General features: G+C 50.1%; 12 protein-coding genes and 1 tRNA gene. 10 read left to right on the top strand and 3 right to left on the bottom strand.

What is annotated here, in order from left to right; genetic code table 11:
* The first annotated feature begins 70 nt into the window (after positions 1 to 70).
* Positions 71 to 147, top strand: a tRNA-Met gene (locus SBI19_RS14665).
* 158 nt (positions 148 to 305) lie between these two features.
* Entirely contained in the window at positions 306 to 1,580 is a 1,275-nt protein-coding gene (locus SBI19_RS14660) for an MFS transporter (protein WP_317969398.1), read from the top strand.
* A 318-nt stretch (positions 1,581 to 1,898) separates the two neighbouring features.
* Here SBI19_RS14660 and lplA read toward each other — a convergent pair whose 3' ends face one another.
* Both lplA and SBI19_RS14650 read right to left on the bottom strand, forming a co-directional pair.
* On the bottom strand, positions 1,899 to 2,906 hold the full coding sequence (lplA, locus tag SBI19_RS14655) for a lipoate--protein ligase (protein WP_317969396.1): 1,008 nt from the start codon (positions 2,904 to 2,906) through the stop codon (positions 1,899 to 1,901).
* Positions 2,907 to 3,050: 144 nt separating this feature from the next.
* Positions 3,051 to 3,962, bottom strand: coding sequence for an ArsR/SmtB family transcription factor (locus SBI19_RS14650; RefSeq protein WP_317969394.1), 912 nt, complete (start codon positions 3,960 to 3,962; stop codon positions 3,051 to 3,053).
* A gap of 233 nt (positions 3,963 to 4,195) precedes the next feature.
* Here SBI19_RS14650 and arfA point away from each other — a divergent pair, with 233 nt between their 5' ends.
* Positions 4,196 to 5,701 (top strand): arabinosylfuranosidase ArfA, encoded by a 1,506-nt coding sequence (arfA, locus tag SBI19_RS14645; RefSeq protein WP_317969392.1) that lies wholly within the window; start codon positions 4,196 to 4,198, stop codon positions 5,699 to 5,701.
* 113 nt (positions 5,702 to 5,814) lie between these two features.
* Here arfA and SBI19_RS14640 read toward each other — a convergent pair whose 3' ends face one another.
* Positions 5,815 to 6,285, bottom strand: coding sequence for a DUF2269 family protein (locus SBI19_RS14640; RefSeq protein WP_317969390.1), 471 nt, complete (start codon positions 6,283 to 6,285; stop codon positions 5,815 to 5,817).
* Between the two features lie 177 nt (positions 6,286 to 6,462).
* Here SBI19_RS14640 and SBI19_RS14635 point away from each other — a divergent pair, with 177 nt between their 5' ends.
* The 7 genes from SBI19_RS14635 to SBI19_RS14605 all read left to right on the top strand — a co-directional run bounded on the left by SBI19_RS14635 (position 6,463) and on the right by SBI19_RS14605 (position 16,533).
* A complete protein-coding gene (locus SBI19_RS14635; protein ID WP_317969388.1) occupies positions 6,463 to 7,344 on the top strand; it encodes a helix-turn-helix transcriptional regulator in 882 nt (293 codons plus the stop codon).
* A gap of 143 nt (positions 7,345 to 7,487) precedes the next feature.
* Positions 7,488 to 9,248 carry a sensor histidine kinase gene (locus SBI19_RS14630; RefSeq protein ID WP_317969386.1) on the top strand — a complete coding sequence of 587 codons (1,761 nt, stop codon included), beginning with the start codon at positions 7,488 to 7,490 and terminating at the stop codon, positions 9,246 to 9,248.
* 2 nt (positions 9,249 to 9,250) lie between these two features.
* Positions 9,251 to 10,786 (top strand): response regulator transcription factor, encoded by a 1,536-nt coding sequence (locus SBI19_RS14625; protein WP_317969384.1) that lies wholly within the window; start codon positions 9,251 to 9,253, stop codon positions 10,784 to 10,786.
* Between the two features lie 317 nt (positions 10,787 to 11,103).
* Positions 11,104 to 12,075 carry an ABC transporter permease gene (locus tag SBI19_RS14620; RefSeq protein ID WP_317969382.1) on the top strand — a complete coding sequence of 324 codons (972 nt, stop codon included), beginning with the start codon at positions 11,104 to 11,106 and terminating at the stop codon, positions 12,073 to 12,075.
* Positions 12,076 to 12,093: 18 nt separating this feature from the next.
* Positions 12,094 to 13,002 carry a carbohydrate ABC transporter permease gene (locus SBI19_RS14615; protein WP_317969380.1) on the top strand — a complete coding sequence of 303 codons (909 nt, stop codon included), beginning with the start codon at positions 12,094 to 12,096 and terminating at the stop codon, positions 13,000 to 13,002.
* 108 nt (positions 13,003 to 13,110) lie between these two features.
* Positions 13,111 to 14,823, top strand: a complete 1,713-nt coding sequence (locus SBI19_RS14610; protein ID WP_317969378.1) for an ABC transporter substrate-binding protein — start codon at positions 13,111 to 13,113, stop codon at positions 14,821 to 14,823.
* 189 nt (positions 14,824 to 15,012) lie between these two features.
* On the top strand, positions 15,013 to 16,533 hold the full coding sequence (locus SBI19_RS14605) for a copper amine oxidase N-terminal domain-containing protein (RefSeq protein ID WP_317969376.1): 1,521 nt from the start codon (positions 15,013 to 15,015) through the stop codon (positions 16,531 to 16,533).
* Positions 16,534 to 16,643: the final 110 nt, after the last annotated feature.

The raw sequence follows: 16,643 nt of genomic DNA, 5'->3' as shown, positions 1-16,643 counted from the left end.
GGGGTTAAGACACCTCCCTTTCACGGAGGTAACAGGGGTTCGAATCCCCTACGGGTCACCATTATATTATCGCGGGGTGGAGCAGCTCGGTAGCTCGTCGGGCTCATAACCCGAAGGCCGCAGGTTCAAATCCTGCCCCCGCAACCAATTATTATCAACCACACCACCTGAAGAGGTGGTTTTTTGTTATTTACGTAGACGGATTTGTGTTTTAAGCGCATACCAATCTATTATGTCTTGACCGATATCTCTAGTGGGACTACACTTACGAGAGAATGCGCACAGTAGGAAAGGGACGGACATCCATGGAAAGAGAACAACCGCAGCGAAGACATCACGCCGTTGTAAGGTTCGGTTTGGCGATGCAAGCGCGGGTCTGGTACAATGCCAAGATTGATGTTTGGGCGTCAATGATATTCAGCGTGTTTAATGTTGTAATGAATCAGTTCTTTATGCCCTTCGCGATCCGAGAAGGGGCATCGAATTTGCAGGTCGGCCTATTATCGGCTGCACCGGCGATCGGACTTATTTTCTCGCCATTATGGGCGAGCCTTATTGAACGCACAGGGAAGTATAGGCTGTTTTTTATTTTCCCGAATGCGATTGGCAGGGTATTGCTGGTGTTTCCGGCGTTGTTTCCGCATCCGACGGTTTATGTCGCAACCGCTGTTACGTTCCAGCTGTTAATGGGCATTCAAGCGCCTGCGTACGCTTCATTGCTGCCAAAGATGTATCCTTGGGATGTGCGAGGCAGGTTGATGGGGTATGTACGCGTCGCAATGGGCGCGCTGATGATACCGCTGGCGTATATCGTAGGCAGCTGGTCTGACCAATCAGGGCCTTCTGGTCCGCTGTTAGCCGCTTCGTTCTTCGGCCTCCTATCGATTGTGCTGTTCAACACGATAAGGTTGCCGAAAACAGCTGTGCAAGCGGACAGCAAACGTAAGCAGAAGCGCTCCGCGAAGGAAACGCTGATCGAACAGTGGAGTCTTGTGAAGGGCAACCGGATATTGGCTGTATTTCTGTTAGCAACGACTTTTGCCGGTTTCGGCAATATGCTCGCTAACCCGCTGTATCAGATTATACAGGTGGATGAGCTCGACTTAACGAATGTACAGATTGGTTTAGCGCGGATCGCTTATTATTTGGGTTTATTGCTGACCTATCTCATTGCTGGCTGGATGATCGACCGATATGATATCCGTTACACACTGATGGTCGGGATCGGCGCGTATGCGGTCGTTCCGCTCTTGTACGGCGTATGGGGAACCTATAGTGCCGTCATTGTAGGCAACGGTATTCAGGGCATGGGAGAAGCGATTTGGGACATTGGTATCTTGTCCTTTATTTTCCGACTGGTGCCTGGCCGAGAAGGGGTCATATTCGGAGTTCACTTGATGTTGTTCGGCTTCCGCGGAACGCTTGGTCCGCTGTTAAGCGCAGGATTATCGGAGTCAGTCGCTTTATCAAGTCTGCTCATCATTGCTTCCATCTGCGGGTGGATCGGTACGACACTGTTCGTATTGGGCAGTCGTGGGCGAATGAAAGATGATCATCTAGAGGCGAACAGCTCGACATAGGATGATGACGGACTGACTAACGGTTATCAGAACGGCTGTTTAGCTAAGATGACTGAAAATAAATGTTCAACGGTTGCCATTGAGGCTATTAGGCCTCGGTGGCAATCTTTTTGGTTAAGATAGAGCAAATAAGCTCAATAGAACACGTTAGAATCGAAAGTAGACCATTAGGATTCAATAAGCACCGCAGCATCCGTTAGCTTATGAGCAGCCTACTTGCAACTATCACGAAACTAAAAAGCGACTTGCAGCACCGGTTCGTTCCGAATGGGACGAAGGCCGAGGCGGCAAGTCGCTTTTTTTATTACAATGCGTCGGTTACACTTGCTCCTTCAGCAGCAGCAGGTCAATCAATTGCTGTTGTGTGACATTGCCGAAGTAATGGCTGATCTCTTGGTCCGCAAGCGCGGCTTGCAGAGCCTGTTCTTCGTAGCGGATGCCGGTAAGCACCTGCTCCAGCTCGGCCACATCGCCCACGCCGAAGAAGTCGCCGAAGATATGGCAGCCTGCAATGAGGCCATCTTCGACATCAAGTCGCACATCGATAATGCCGGCAGCGAACTTATAGGCGTTCTGGATATTGAATTTAGGCGATCGCCCATAGTTCCAGTCCCAGTTGCGGTAACGGGACTCGGACAGCTCACGAATCGCTTTCCAGTCCTCTTCTGTAAGCCGGTATTGCGGCACCTCGGAAGGCTCCATGCCAAAGATGTGGCGAAGCAGCTCGTCACGGAACTGTTCAATCGTCAGAGGCTCCTGCAGGAACTCGGTAATGTTAGCTACGCGGGAACGAACCGACTTGGTAGCTTTGGACTCCACCTTGATTGGCTTCACTTTCAGAGCGGAGGCGACATGTTCCATCTCGGAGTTGAAAAGCAGCGTGCCGTGGCTGAACATCCGTCCGCGTGTTGCGAACATAGCGTTGCCGGATACTTTGCGATCGCCGATCTGAATGTCGTTACGGCCGCTTAACTCAGCATCGATGCCAAGCGCTTGCAAGGTGTCGACGACAGGCTGCGTAAACTTGCGGAAATTGTGGAACGATTGACCGTCGTCCTTCGTTAGGAAGCTGAAATTCAGGTTGCCGGTATCATGATAGACGGCACCGCCGCCAGAGAGGCGGCGAACTACTTTAATGCCGCGCTCGTTAACGTATTCGGCGTTAATTTCCTCGATCGTATTTTGATTTTTGCCAATGATGATCGATGGTGCGTTAATGTAGAACAAGAGGTAGCTGTCCGTCATAGGCAGCTGACGCAGCACATATTCTTCGATCGCCAGGTTAATGGTCGGATCGGTTATGCCTTGATTATCGATGAAAAGCATGATCGGTTCCTCCTCCAAACGGGTACGCTCTTGCAAGCAGGCGCGACTATCGGCCCATTGTGCTCTATGTAGATCGTAACATATTTAAAGAGTGGAGACGAGTCTGCGCAATGAATGTACAGCAGCAGCGTCAGAGCGAGAGGCTTACTGCTGTTTGTAATACGTTCGGAACACAATGTCCTGATTATAGTTGCCGAAGCCTTTGCCATACAGAGTCAGGCCTCCGACATGGGCTGCATCGTCGTCAACCGATAACCGCAGCGTCCACTGATTACGCTCCTGCTCGATCACGTTAATCCCGTTAGGAGACAGCATAACGCCATCGATGAAAGTTCCTTCCTCGTTGATACGCAGCACCTTGAGGAAGCCATATTGGTTGATGTTATCCGTCCACCATTCCGGAGTGAAGGAACCGCGTCCGCCGCCGGAATCGCCGGGACTCGTCCAGTAGCCAAGATCCGTACGATTCAGATGGAAGCGAATATCGGAAGGCCAATTGGAGTTGACGCCAGGCGCTTCGGATGATATCTCCAGCGTAATCTCGATCTCTGTCAGCTGTTGAGACGGAAGCAGATAGTTTGGAATTTTGTACTCGATATAACCTTTGCCGAACCACAAAATATTCGCATGCATCCGCTCAGGCGAGAGGAAGTAACGCGGATCGTCGAAGTGACCGATATATTGAGACGTAGTCGCCAGACCGCAAGTCGGATGAACCTCGAACGAGGTGTAATGCCCGACTGGAATCGAAACCTCATGCATAAGGCGTATCGTCTCCTCCACTTGCGGGAGCGAGATCTCAATCCATTCCTCGATTATCGAATTAAGCTTATGCGTGCCCCCATTCAGGCGAACCATCTCAGATCGGATAAGCCCTGCCTGCTGCAGCTTGCGAATGTGCATGGTGACTATGGCGCCGCTTAAGTTCAACTGTTCAGCCAGGTCTTTGTTGTTCATTGGCTTCTGCGCGAGAAGCTTCAATATGTTTAATCGTACTTCGCTCGCAAGCGCTTCGAATAGCGGAAGCCATTTGACATCTGCACTGGCTTTAATCATTATCGTTCCTCCATCACTACAGTGAATATGAATGCCGGTCATTTATATGAAAGTGAATTGGTTCTGTATTTACATAATAATTAATATATACATAAACTAATTGAATGAAAAGGCTTTTATTTAAAAAAATATGTTGCATATGAAAGCGATATCGTTTTTAATTGAATTAAGGATTAACATAATTCTTAATCTACTTAACACCAATATTAATTCAAGGTAGAGGAGTTGTCTACATGAGTTTAAAAGCCAAAATGATTGTTGACAAAGATTTTGCAATTTCCGAGATTGATGACCGTATTTATGGTTCCTTCATTGAACATCTGGGCCGTGCCGTATATAACGGTATTTACGAGCCAGGTCATAATACAGCGGACGAGAATGGCTTCCGCGGTGACGTACTTGGTCTGATCAACGAGCTGCAAGTTCCGATCGTACGTTATCCAGGCGGCAACTTTGTATCCGGTTACAACTGGGAAGACACAGTAGGTCCCAAAGAGCTGCGCAAACGCAGACTAGAGCTCGCATGGCGCGTCGTCGAAACGAACCAATTCGGTTTCAACGAATTCGTAGACTGGGCGAAGAAAGCGAATACGCAAGTCATGATGGCGGTTAACCTCGGTACGCGCGGCATCGATGATGCACGCAATATTGTCGAGTACAGCAACCATGCAAGCGGTTCGTACTGGAGCGATCTGCGTCGTTCCCACGGCTATGAGCAGCCTCACAACATTAAGACTTGGTGCCTCGGCAACGAGATGGACGGCCCTTGGCAAATCGGCCACAAGACGGCAGTCGAGTATGGACGCATTGCGCTCGAATCGGCGAAGGTTATGAAATGGGTTGATCCAACGATCGAGCTCGTCGCTTGCGGCAGTTCGGCAATCGGTATGCCAACGTTCCCAGAGTGGGAAGCAACGGTACTGGATCACACGTATGACCACGTGGAGTACTTGTCGCTTCATCAATACTACGGCAACCATGAGAACGATACGCCGACATTCCTCGCGCGTTCGCTCCAAATGGAAGACTTCATTCGTACGGTCGCAGCCACTTGCGATTACATCAAAGCAAAGAAACGCAGCAAGAAGAAAATGCTCCTGTCGTTCGACGAATGGAATGTATGGTTCCACTCCAACGAAGCAGACAGGAAGATGGATCCATGGCAGATCGCTCCGCCACAGCTTGAAGACGTGTACAACCACGAGGACGCGCTTGTTGTCGGTACGATGCTCATCGCTATGTTGAAGCATTCCGATCGTGTGAAGATGGCTTGTCTTGCACAGCTCGTTAACGTAATCGCGCCAATCATGACATCGACCGGCGGCGGCGCTTGGCGTCAAACGATCTTCTATCCATATATGCACGCTTCGGTATTTGGCCGCGGCAAAGCGCTTGTGCCGCTCGTTCAATCGGACAAGTACGACACAAAAGAAATTACGGATGTTCCTTACCTCGAATCAATCGCGATTCATAACGAAGAGAAGGAAGAGGTCACGATCTTCGCGGTTAACCGCCATCTGGAAGAGTCGCTTCCATTCGAGATCGACCTGCGCAGCTTCGGCGCTGCAACGATCATCGAGCATATCGTGCTCGAATCGGACGATCTGAAAGCCGTTAACACGGAGTTGCAGCCGAACCGCGTTGTGCCGAAGAACAACGGCAACGCAACAGCGGACGGCCTTACGATTCAAGCATCGCTGCCGAAAGCATCGTGGAATGTTATCCGCGTGAAAGTATAATCTGCGTAGCTACTCACGCATGCTTGATGCAAGGCTTGCACGCAAAGAATCTCCAAATCCGCTTAGCGGGATTGGAGATTCTTTGCGTAAGGCTATGGAATTGAACGTAATGGTTATAGGGTAGGTTTCACGATCATCAGTACGAACAAAGCGATGCCGAGTACAGTAGCAATGTAGTGAATGACCCGGACTTGCGATACGAGAGCGTTGTATTCTCCAGGAGGATTCGAGGATGATTGAACAGCTGAAGCTTGATGAAACAGCCAGTTGAACACTTTCTTCTGTCTTGGCGCAGCGAAGCCGATGACTAGAATTTGGATCATGACATAAATAACAAGCGAACCGTAAATCCATACGTCCTTGAACTGATAGTCGCCGATGATGACGAGCACGAGTCCGCTAATTACCGCTAGAGACCCGCCTATCTTCGGAAATAGCTCAAGAGTGGCGCCAAGACGAAACGATGAGCGCAGCTGTTCCGTCGACTGACCTGCACGCAGCAGGACAGGCGAGAAGTAGGTTGGTCCGATTCCGATAATTGCTGCCATTACGTGTACGACAACCAGAAGCATATAGCCATCCATCGTGCCGAATCCCCCTCGAATCGAACAAATGTCGTAAGCCTGCACTGATATTACATTAGCGCACAGTTGTTGGCAACTAAAGATATCCAAAAGACCCATTGAAATGTAAGGACAATCGCCCGCAGGTCATGCTCTTCAGAGCCGATTGTGCTATGCTAGGACACGGAGGGATATGTAATGAGAGTCAATCCAACTAATCGGCTTGGAAGAGGGAATCCTGTCCGTCTGTCGGATGGCCGTCAGCGGCACTTTCTATTCACTGGTGCGCAACCGGCATTGCCAATTTACGTAGAGAGCATTGGTTATAATCCGGAGCAGGAGTCCATCGACCGCGAAGAAGGGTACCCATGCTTCCATTGGCTGGAGACGGTCAGCGGCGAAGGTATCGTTGAGGTTGCCGGTCAGCGGCTGACGCTTCCGCCGCATACAGGCATTTTGCTATATCCGCATATCAAGCATTCCTATCGCAAAGCCAGTGACGAATGGTCGACAAGCTATATTACGTTCGATGGGTCCCAGGCGGCACCTATGGTGACTTCGCTTGGCTTCCGGCATTCGGAGTGGTTCAAGTGGGAGCAAGAAGCGTCAGAGCTAAGCGGTCATTTGACGCGAATGCTCGTTGCGATCGAGACGGCGGATGACCGTTCGGGGTTGGATGCTTCGAGCGGGTTGTATCGATTTCTTCTTCTATTGAAAAAATATGGTCAAGTCAGCTCGGGTTCTTCGCTGTTTCAGCATATGGAAAGGCTTAACCCGCTGCTTGCGTGGCTGGACAGCAATTACAGCGACCCAGCCGTCGGACTGCCCGAAATGGCAAATCAACTGAATGTGTCTGCCCGTTATTTGAACATGCTGTTCCGCAAAGCGTTCGGCATGACCGCCTATACGTATCTCATTCAACTGCGGTTGTCCAAAGCGAAGGAACTCATTAGCGGTCTGGAGCGAAAACCGATCATGCAAATTGCGCAAGAGGTCGGTTATCGAGATGCGAGCCATTTTATATCGGTATTCCGCAAGGCAGAGGGCATGACGCCCGAGCAGTTCCGCAAGCTTCATTAAGAAGCTTCATGAAATAGACGAAACTAGAGCTTCACAGATATCGTATAATAGATGACAATAATCGACACGGTTCGATATGACGGTACGCGATAAGAAGGTGTGGCTAAGAACAGATGCATTGGATTTCCAATTGGTTTAATAATATGAAAATACGTACGAAGCTGTTTCTGTCGCTCGTACTCGTCGTTATCGTTCCCCTGCTTATTGTGGGCCTTTTTCTTACGTCTCAATTTCGAGAAAAGGTGCTCGACGATGCAGTCGCGCAATCGTTGAACAACGTGGAACGGATTAAACAGCGGATGAGCCAATTGCTGGCTGTGCCAATCGATGTAGCGAGCACCCTCATGTATGATAAGAAGTTGTACGATATCGCGAATACTTCGTTCGCTAGTTCGGGCGAGGTATTCCGCGCGTACAACGAATATCCGATATTCCAAAGAATCAGAGAAATTCATAAAGAAATTCGGAGCATTCGATTATATGTCGACAATCCGACTTTGCTGAACAATTGGGAATATATGAAGGCGGATACGGCAACACAGGCGGCCTACTGGTATAAAGAAGCACTGGATAGTCAGATGGCTTTGTGGTATTACTTCGACGAAGAGACGAATCCGGGTACTAAATACTTGAACCTTGTGCGGCGTATCGACTTCTTGGGATATAGAACGAGCGGCATTCTCGTCATCTCGCTCCAACGAAGCGAATTAACGAACATTCTGATGAATGAGCCGTTCGATACGATGATTATTGATGAGAACAATCGTATTGTAGCGTCCACCCGCGCTGCGGATGAAGGACTTGAATTAAGCGATGTAAGCGTCGGGATGACACTTGACGGCTTCAAGGATGGAACCTTTAATACGTTGGTCGACGGCAAACGGTCCAAGGTAGTCGTGGAATCGATTACGCCGACCGCAAGTCGAAACGGACTTCGCATCGTATCGGTCATCGGGATTGAGGGCATCGTGAAGGATGCGAATCGTATCGGGATGCTTGGCTTGATGATTATGCTGTTCAGCTTAATCGTAGCGATTATATTGATATCGTTCGTATCCAAACTGCTGGCCAATCGGATGCTTCGGCTTAGCCGGGAGATGAATAAAGTGGCCAGCGGTAATTTGAATGTTGCGCTGCAGATAGACGGTAACGATGAGGTTGGTCAATTAGCCCGCCAATTCAACGGGATGATGCATAGCATTCGCGATCTGATGGAAGAAGTGCGGGAATCGAATGAACAGCAGAATTTGCTCAAGATCAAGCAGAAGGAAATTAAGCTTCGCATGATGGCGAGCCAGATTAATCCGCACTTCTTATTCAATGCGTTAGAGTCGATTCGAATGAAGGCGCACATGAACAAGCAGACCGAGATCGCCCAGACGGTGAAGTTGCTGGGCACGCTGATGCGCAAAAATCTTGAAATCGGCGGTTCGAGCATTAAACTGGACGATGAGATTGAGATTGTTCGATGTTACCTGGAAATCCAGCGATTCCGCTTCGGCGACCGGCTCGGCTTCGAGTTGGATATTGATCCAGCTTCGCTGCAGGTCCGAGTGCCGCCGCTCATCGTACAACCGCTTGTTGAGAATTCGGTCGTGCATGGGCTGGAAAGCAAAGAAGAGGGCGGATGCGTCGTTATTCGTACAACGATGTCTGACGACTACAAGAAGCTAATGATCGAAATCTCCGATAACGGAGAAGGCATGACGGAAGAGCGGCTGAAGCAGTTGATGGAGTCGCTCGACGATATGGAAGATCGGGAAGGATACCGAATCGGCATGCGAAATGTACATCAGCGGCTCAAGCTTACGTACGGCGATGAATATGCCCTGACGCTTGAGAGCGCACCGGATGAGGGAACGTTCATCCGAATGACGCTGCCGGCGGGAAGGGAGGCTTGGTAAGCATGTATAAAGTATTGATCGTAGATGACGAGCCATCAATCCGCGAAGGGATGACGACGCTGATTGAATGGGAAGACTACGGCTTCGAAGTATGCGGGACGGCTGCCAACGGGAGAGAAGCATTGGCGAAGGCCGATGAGCTGGAGCCGGATCTCATGCTGGTCGATATCAGAATGCCCGGCATTAATGGGTTGGAGCTGATCGAGCGGATTCGCGAGAAGGGCAGCGACTGTCACTTTCTTATTCTGAGCGGCTATTCGGACTTCGACTACGCGAAGAAGGCGATTGGCTTCCGAGTCGACGGTTACCTGCTTAAGCCAGTTGACGAGAAAGAGCTATGCGAGAGTCTGGCGCGCATTCGAGATCGGATTATCGAAGAAAAGGAGCATAAACGCCAGCAGGAATCTGAAGTGGCATGGCGGGGCGAGCAATTGATCGCCTCGGTCGTAACGGGAATGGCTGGCGATTCGCTCAGCGAGGAGCTGTGGGATCCGATCTCGCAGCGGCTCGGTTTGAACTGGACGGGATTTCGCGTTGCGCTCGCAGAAGCTGACCTGACGGAAGATGAGGAGTCAGCAGGAATCGGTCTTCTTAAGAGCAGGTGGAGCAGGGAGCTGGACAAGGAGACGAGCTTTGTCTTCTTGGCGGAGCCTTATGTGGGCATTCTGCTGCGAGCGGACGAGCAGGGTGAAGCGCAGTGGCGCCGGGAACTGGCGGAGCTGCTGGACAGTGAGAAGGTCCCATTATTCCTATCCGTAGGCAGCAAGGTCGACACTTTCCTGCATGTCCGCCAATCCTATGAACAGGCGCTTGACGGCATGCGGCAGCGGTTCGTGCTTGGCATGGGCGTCATCGTGCAGGCAGACGGCGCAGCGGAGCCGCGGCCTATTCTGGAGCCTGGCGAGCTGGACAGCTATGCCGATCAGCTATTCCTGGCCCTTGATATCGGCAACAAGGAGAGTGCGTTTCGAACGGTAGAGGCGCTTGCCGCTCGAATGACAGAAGCGAGGCTGGACGAAGAAACGGTGAAGTCGTCAATGGCCCAGACCGCGTCAGTGGCGTTCAATAAGCTGGCTGCCGCGAATCCGAAGACGTTCACATCGACCCAATCATTCGCGCCTGTCATCTCGGAGATCATTCGGCAGCGGAGCCTGCGGTCGCTCGTCAGCCACCTCAACCAAGCGATTGAAGGAACCGTGAGGTATGCTTCGGAGCATAGTCCAGAGACCATTATCAAGCAAGTCGAGGATTTCATCCGCCGTCATTATAGCGAGAACCTGAAGCTGGAGACGATCGCGGACCTGTTCAACTATAACAGCAGCTATCTCGGCAAGCTGTTCAAGACGCATACGGGCGAGTATTTCAACACGTATCTGGATAAGGTTCGCATCGAGAAAGCGAAGGAGCTGCTCGCGCAAGGACTGAAGGTTCATCAAGCCGCGGAGCGCGTCGGTTACGCGAGCGTTGATTATTTTCATACGAAATTCAAGAAATATGAAGGGGTATCTCCCTCCGCTTTCAAAGGGCGGCCTTCCTAAATGACCGTACAAATTCGAGAGAACCGTTCCAACGATTGCGTTGGACGGTTTTTTTTGTCTTTTTCGCGCGGATCATGTCTAATTTCTCATGTATTTCAGTGCACATTTATCGGGTAGGATTCAGTGCTTGCCGAGGGGTATGATTAGGAAGCAAACGAGATGGAATCGCTTACAGTATAATGCGAAACCAAGGGTTACATATTAACCCAGACCGTCTCTCATAGTGAAATTGTACATGATTTTTGTTCGAATATATCGGGTGCAAAGCTTGTGCTCGAATCAAGTATGATGTTGTTTATGAAAGAAGGAGGGCTAGCATGGAGGCAACAATTCGGGACGATAAAAAGTCCGGCGAAACGAAAAACAAAGGCTTCTGGTACAAGGCGCTTCAACAAAAATACTTGTACTTCATGACCATTCCGTTCGTTATTTGGGTGTTCATATTCAGCTATGTGCCGATTTTCGGATGGATTATGGCATTCCAGAAGTACAGACCAGGTCCAGGGCGGACCATCTGGCAGTTCTGGAAACAGGATTTTGTCGGCTTCAAGCATTTCATTGACTTATTCTCAGATGACCGTTTCTTCCTCGTCATTCGCAATACGCTGGCGATGAGCAGCATGAGCTTGGTAGCAGGCTTCACCGTACCGATCTTGTTCGCGGTACTGCTGAACGAGCTCCGCGGTCAGTTCTTCAAACGGTTCGTGCAAACCGTATCTTATCTGCCTCACTTCGTTTCTTGGGTAGTCGTTGCGGGTATCGTAACGAAGATGCTCTCGATCGATGGCGGCGTTATCAATGACATTCTTGTAGGACTGCACATCGTCGATAAACCGATTCTGTTCATGGGCGAAGAGAAATACTTCTGGTCCATTGTAACCGCATCCGATGTATGGAAAGAGATGGGCTGGAACACGATCATCTACTTAGCCGCAATCACGGGCATTGACCCTGAGCAATATGAAGCGGCACGCGTCGACGGTGCAGGCCGCTGGCGGACCATCTGGCATATTACGCTGCCAGGTATTCGGACGACGATCTCGATCCTGTTGATCATGTCGATCGGCCATTTGATCCAGATCGGCTTCGAGAAACAATTCCTGCTGGGCAACCCGAGGGTTATCGACTACTCGGAAGTACTCGACTTGTACGCCTTGAATAACGGTATTACGCAGAACCGATATTCATTCGGTACAGCGATCAGTATGTTCAACTCGGTTGTCAGCGTCATTCTGCTCTTCGTTGCGAACGGTGTGTTCAAGCGTGTAACGAAAGAAAGCATCATGTAGAAAGGGGATGTATCAGCTATGTCTAAAACGAGAAATACAGCAACTTTCAATGCAACTTTGAGCGATAAAATGTTTGACTGGGCGAACGTCCTCGTCATGTGCTTAGTTCTTGTTATCACGCTGTATCCGTTCTTGAACGTGCTTGCAATCTCGTTCAACGAATCGAACGATACGGTTCGGGGAGGTCTTACGATCTTCCCGCGTGAATTCACGCTGAAGAACTATGAAACGATCTTCGCTTACTCCGGCCTGATTACAGGCTTCAAAATATCGGTGCTTCGTACGATCGTCGGCACGCTGCTCGGCCTTCTTAGCGGCTCAATGCTCGCTTATTGCTTGGCGCGTCCGGATTTCCAAAGCCGCAAGTTCGTCTCTACTTTCTTGGCGATGACGATGTATGTATCCGGCGGTCTGATTCCGACGTACATGTTGTTCCGCGACCTGCACTTGATGAACACGTTCGGCGTGTACGTCCTGCCAGGCATCGTAAGTGCATTCAACGTATTCGTCATCCGTTCGTTCATCGACGGCTTGCCGTACGCGCTGCAAGAATCGGCGAAGATCGACGGTGCGAATGACTTCACCATCTACTGGCGTGTCATTCTGCCGCTCTGTAAGCCGGTGCTCGCAACAATCGCCTTGTTCCTGGCGGTCGGTCAATGGAACTCCTGGTTCGATACGTACCTATACAACAACAGTACGCCGAGCCTGACAACGCTCCAGTATGAGCTGACGAAGGTTCTGCAATCGACGACGAACTCCTCGGACGTACGCGGTAAGAACATTACCGATATCGTAACGAGCGTATCGCCGGAATCGATCAAGATGGCCATCACAATCGTTGTATCGCTGCCGATTCTCGTTGTTTATCCGTTCCTGCAGCGTTACTTCGTTAGCGGTATGACGCTCGGCGCTGTTAAATCTTAAGCCGCATCGTCGTCTTGCATTCAGCATCTCTGACCTACGGTATGAACAGGCCGGCCTGTCCGGCCTGTTATACAATATATGATTTGTCATTTTAGGGAGGGTATCGGTATGAAAGGTAAGGTCTTGAAAACATCTGCCCTGCTGCTCACGAGCGCTATGCTCGTTGGTTCTCTTGCAGCATGCGGCTCTTCGGACAAAGAGAAAGAGCCGGAAGGCACGACGGGCACGGGCACAACGACGGAAACTCCGGCAGTAGATACGACACCAATCACGTATACAATGTTGGCGGCAGATCCAAGTCCGGACTGGAACCAAATGCAAGACGCGATCGGCAAAAAGATTACAGAAAAAACGGGCATCACGCTCAAAATGGATTTCGCGACTGACGCGAACAAAGTATCGCTCGTTGCAGCAAGCGGCGACTACCCAGACATCATCTCCGCTAAAGGCAGCTCGAACCTGTTCGTGGACGCAGGCGCAGTGCTTGACCTGACGGATCTGATCGAGAAGTACGGTCCTAACCTGAAGAAGATATACGGAGACTACTGGAACCGTCTGAAATGGAGCAACGACGATCAAGCGATCTATGTTATTCCAACGTATGACGGTGTAGGCCAAACGTACTTCGATGCAGGCGGCGCATTCTCCCTGCAGCACCAAGCTGTAGAAGAAGCCGGCTATCCAGCGATCAAAACGGTTCAAGACTACGAGAAAGTTATCGCTGACTACGTTGCGAAGCACCCGACAACTGCTGACGGCAAGAAAACGCTCGGTCTGTCGCTGCTCGCAGACGACTGGCGCATCATGATCTCCGTTACGAACCCGGCGTTCCAAGCAACGGGCGCATCCGATGACGGTGAAGTATACATCGATCCGAAGACGTACCAAGCGACGTTCCACTATCGTCGTCCGGAAGAGAAAGAATACTTCCGCTGGCTGAACCACATGAACGATATCGGTCTCCTTGATCCAGAATCGTTCGTACAGAAGGAAGACCAGTACAAATCGAAAATCGCACAAGGCCGCGTCGTTGGCGTAATCGACCAGAAGTGGGGCTTCCAATCCGCAATCGATACGCTGAAGAAAGACGGCAAAGGCAACGAAGCTTACGGCTTCTACTCCGTACAGCTGAATGACAAGACGGTTGACCACTCGTTCGAACCAACGGGCTTCATGGGCGGCTGGGGTCTCATGATCTCGAAGGACACGAAGAATCCGGAGCGCATTATCCAAATGCTTGATTACCTGGCTTCCGAAGAAGGCCAAATCATGATCAACTGGGGCTTCGAAGGCGAGCAATACAAAGTTGAGAACGGCAAACGCGTCATTCCGCAAGACGTTCAAGACAAGAAGACGAACGACGCTTCCAACTTCCATAAAACGACGGGTATCGGTCTGTGGACGAACTACGCTCCGCACTATGGCGACGGCGTAAAAGATTCGACGGGCAACTACTTCACGACGAACTTCCCTGAGCAAATCGTGGCTGCGTACACGGCTGAAGACAAGAAAGTGCTCGAGAAATACGGCAAAACGACGTGGAAAGACTTCTACCCATCGGAAACGGAATTCTCGCCTAAGCCTTGGGGCGCTGCATGGAACCTGCCAATTCCGAGCGACTCCGATGCGAACATCATCTACAACAAGCTGACGCCAATCGTTCGTAAGAGCATTCCGGAAATCATCCTCTCGAAGCCATCGGAATTCGATGCGAAGTGGGATGCGTTCATGGCGGAGCTCGAGAAGAACGATGTGAAGAAATACGAAGACGAGTACACGAAATACATCCAAGAGCGCGTTGATCTGTGGAGCGGCAAGTAATAGTTGGCGTAAAGCGGTATGCGTAATTGAAGAGAACCTCGAAGGCTGACAAGCCTTTGGGGTTCTTTGTTGTTGTGTAAAAAATTTATACGATCTTTAATTGCTATACCATAATTTACAATTTAAAATAACATAGGTCATTCATATTTCTAAAATGGTGTATGAAAAACTTGAGACGGGACTGATCATATGAAGCTGCAACGATCGTTCATTGGCGCAATACTACTGCTGTTAGCGTTACTGTTAGGGTTCGAAGGAAGTACGCAGGCAGCAGCCGCTGCTCCAGGAAATAACGGCAGCAGTGCGACAACACCAGTAAAGTTAGTGATCGATGATCGACTGTCATCGGAAACGGCATATGTCATGAACGGAACATCCTATGTGCCTGTTGCTCCGATTGCGGCAGCGCTTGGGGGCAAAGCGGCGAATGCGAATGGAAAGACGAACGTGCAATGGGGCGGGACGATCGTTACGCTGACGAGCGGTTCCAAGAAGGCGACGATTAACGGAGATCCAGTACCCCTTACTCAGGCGGCGACAACGATTAAAGGCAAACTCTGCATCCCATTCAAATCGGTCAGCGGCATATTCGGAATCAATGCGGTATACCACGCAGCAGATAAGAAAATTACTATTGCGACTTCGCATAAGGAAGCAATCCTATTCGGTTACGCTGTAGATAAGAATGGGCAGCCCGTGCAGCAAGGATTTATTACGTTCAGGAGTCAAGAAGAGTCGCCAACCGAATATATCGCCACGATTGCGAATGGTTACTATCGTATCGACGTACCGGAAGGCACTTATTCAGCCACAGTATTGCAAAAGAACAATGCGCCATATCGGTCGACCAAACTGTCGGGTTATACGGTTACCGTCAAGAATAAGGATCGCGTATTTCTTGGGGTGTCACAGCCTCAGCCGGATTTGACGATAAACGTTCACTATGAGGATGGTAAGCCAGTAGAATCGGGCACGCTTGTGATGCTGACAAGCAGCGGAGAAGAAAGAGCCGCAATTGACAAGGGGCAAGCGGATTTCTCCGTAGAAGAGAAGGGGCAGATATTCTTCAATCGCATCGAGGTCGATCATGCGAATAACGAGCAATGGGATGTGTATATGGTTTACGAGGCCGATCCGGAAGCAGGAAATGCTCTAATAGATGTTATCGTACATCCGGTGAACGTACGGTTGCAAATCAATCGGAATGGCGTTTTGTTCAAACAGGGTGGCTCCATTATGCTAACCGATCCGCAGTTGAATCGCTCATTTGACTACAAGCCGGTGAATGGAGAAGTTGCCTTGTATTTGCCGCGAGGGTCATATACATGGAACGATTACTATTGGGGTAACGATGAGAGGATCCTCTTCGTTCAGATTAGCAAGAAGTTTGAAGTGACGGATGTTAAGGTGCCCATGACGGTTGTCCAAGACATCGCGGGCAGCGAGGTACAAGGCGTTCTTCAATCTAGCTCGGGGGAGCCTATGAAAGGCGGAACTTTATGGTTCTCGTTGAGCAGTGATCCAAGTCAGACCAACGTGGGTCTTGCAATGGTTGACTTCAGTAATGGGAAGTATGGGGTTATCCTTCCTGACGGTACTTATACAGTGACTTATTCTGGCGGCAGCTCGAGTCAGAGGTATTCAATTACAGATTCCTATGTTGTGACGAATGGGAAGGCTGTTTCGCCGAATCTCGTCTTGCCTTCATAAGCAGTTAATAAGGGATGAAGAAGCGATTGGCATATTGTTGCTGATCGTTTTTTTGGTACACAGGACAAGAGAATTAACGTATACATTAAAACGTTTACAAAAGTACATAC

It is taken from the genome of Paenibacillus sp. CCS19, from assembly GCF_033239625.1.
Lineage (GTDB): Bacteria > Bacillota > Bacilli > Paenibacillales > Paenibacillaceae > Paenibacillus_T.
Note: the sequence above shows the minus strand (reverse complement) of the source record. Positions and strands in the feature narration are given on the sequence as shown.

Coding starts and splice junctions, on each gene's coding strand:
- SBI19_RS14660 (WP_317969398.1), top strand. CDS start 306: ATGGAAAGAGAACAACCGCAGCGAAGACATCACGCCGTTGTAAGGTTC.
- lplA (WP_317969396.1), bottom strand. CDS start 2,906: ATGCTTTTCATCGATAATCAAGGCATAACCGATCCGACCATTAACCTG.
- SBI19_RS14650 (WP_317969394.1), bottom strand. CDS start 3,962: ATGATTAAAGCCAGTGCAGATGTCAAATGGCTTCCGCTATTCGAAGCG.
- arfA (WP_317969392.1), top strand. CDS start 4,196: ATGAGTTTAAAAGCCAAAATGATTGTTGACAAAGATTTTGCAATTTCC.
- SBI19_RS14640 (WP_317969390.1), bottom strand. CDS start 6,285: ATGGATGGCTATATGCTTCTGGTTGTCGTACACGTAATGGCAGCAATT.
- SBI19_RS14635 (WP_317969388.1), top strand. CDS start 6,463: ATGAGAGTCAATCCAACTAATCGGCTTGGAAGAGGGAATCCTGTCCGT.
- SBI19_RS14630 (WP_317969386.1), top strand. CDS start 7,488: ATGAAAATACGTACGAAGCTGTTTCTGTCGCTCGTACTCGTCGTTATC.
- SBI19_RS14625 (WP_317969384.1), top strand. CDS start 9,251: ATGTATAAAGTATTGATCGTAGATGACGAGCCATCAATCCGCGAAGGG.
- SBI19_RS14620 (WP_317969382.1), top strand. CDS start 11,104: ATGGAGGCAACAATTCGGGACGATAAAAAGTCCGGCGAAACGAAAAAC.
- SBI19_RS14615 (WP_317969380.1), top strand. CDS start 12,094: ATGTCTAAAACGAGAAATACAGCAACTTTCAATGCAACTTTGAGCGAT.
- SBI19_RS14610 (WP_317969378.1), top strand. CDS start 13,111: ATGAAAGGTAAGGTCTTGAAAACATCTGCCCTGCTGCTCACGAGCGCT.
- SBI19_RS14605 (WP_317969376.1), top strand. CDS start 15,013: ATGAAGCTGCAACGATCGTTCATTGGCGCAATACTACTGCTGTTAGCG.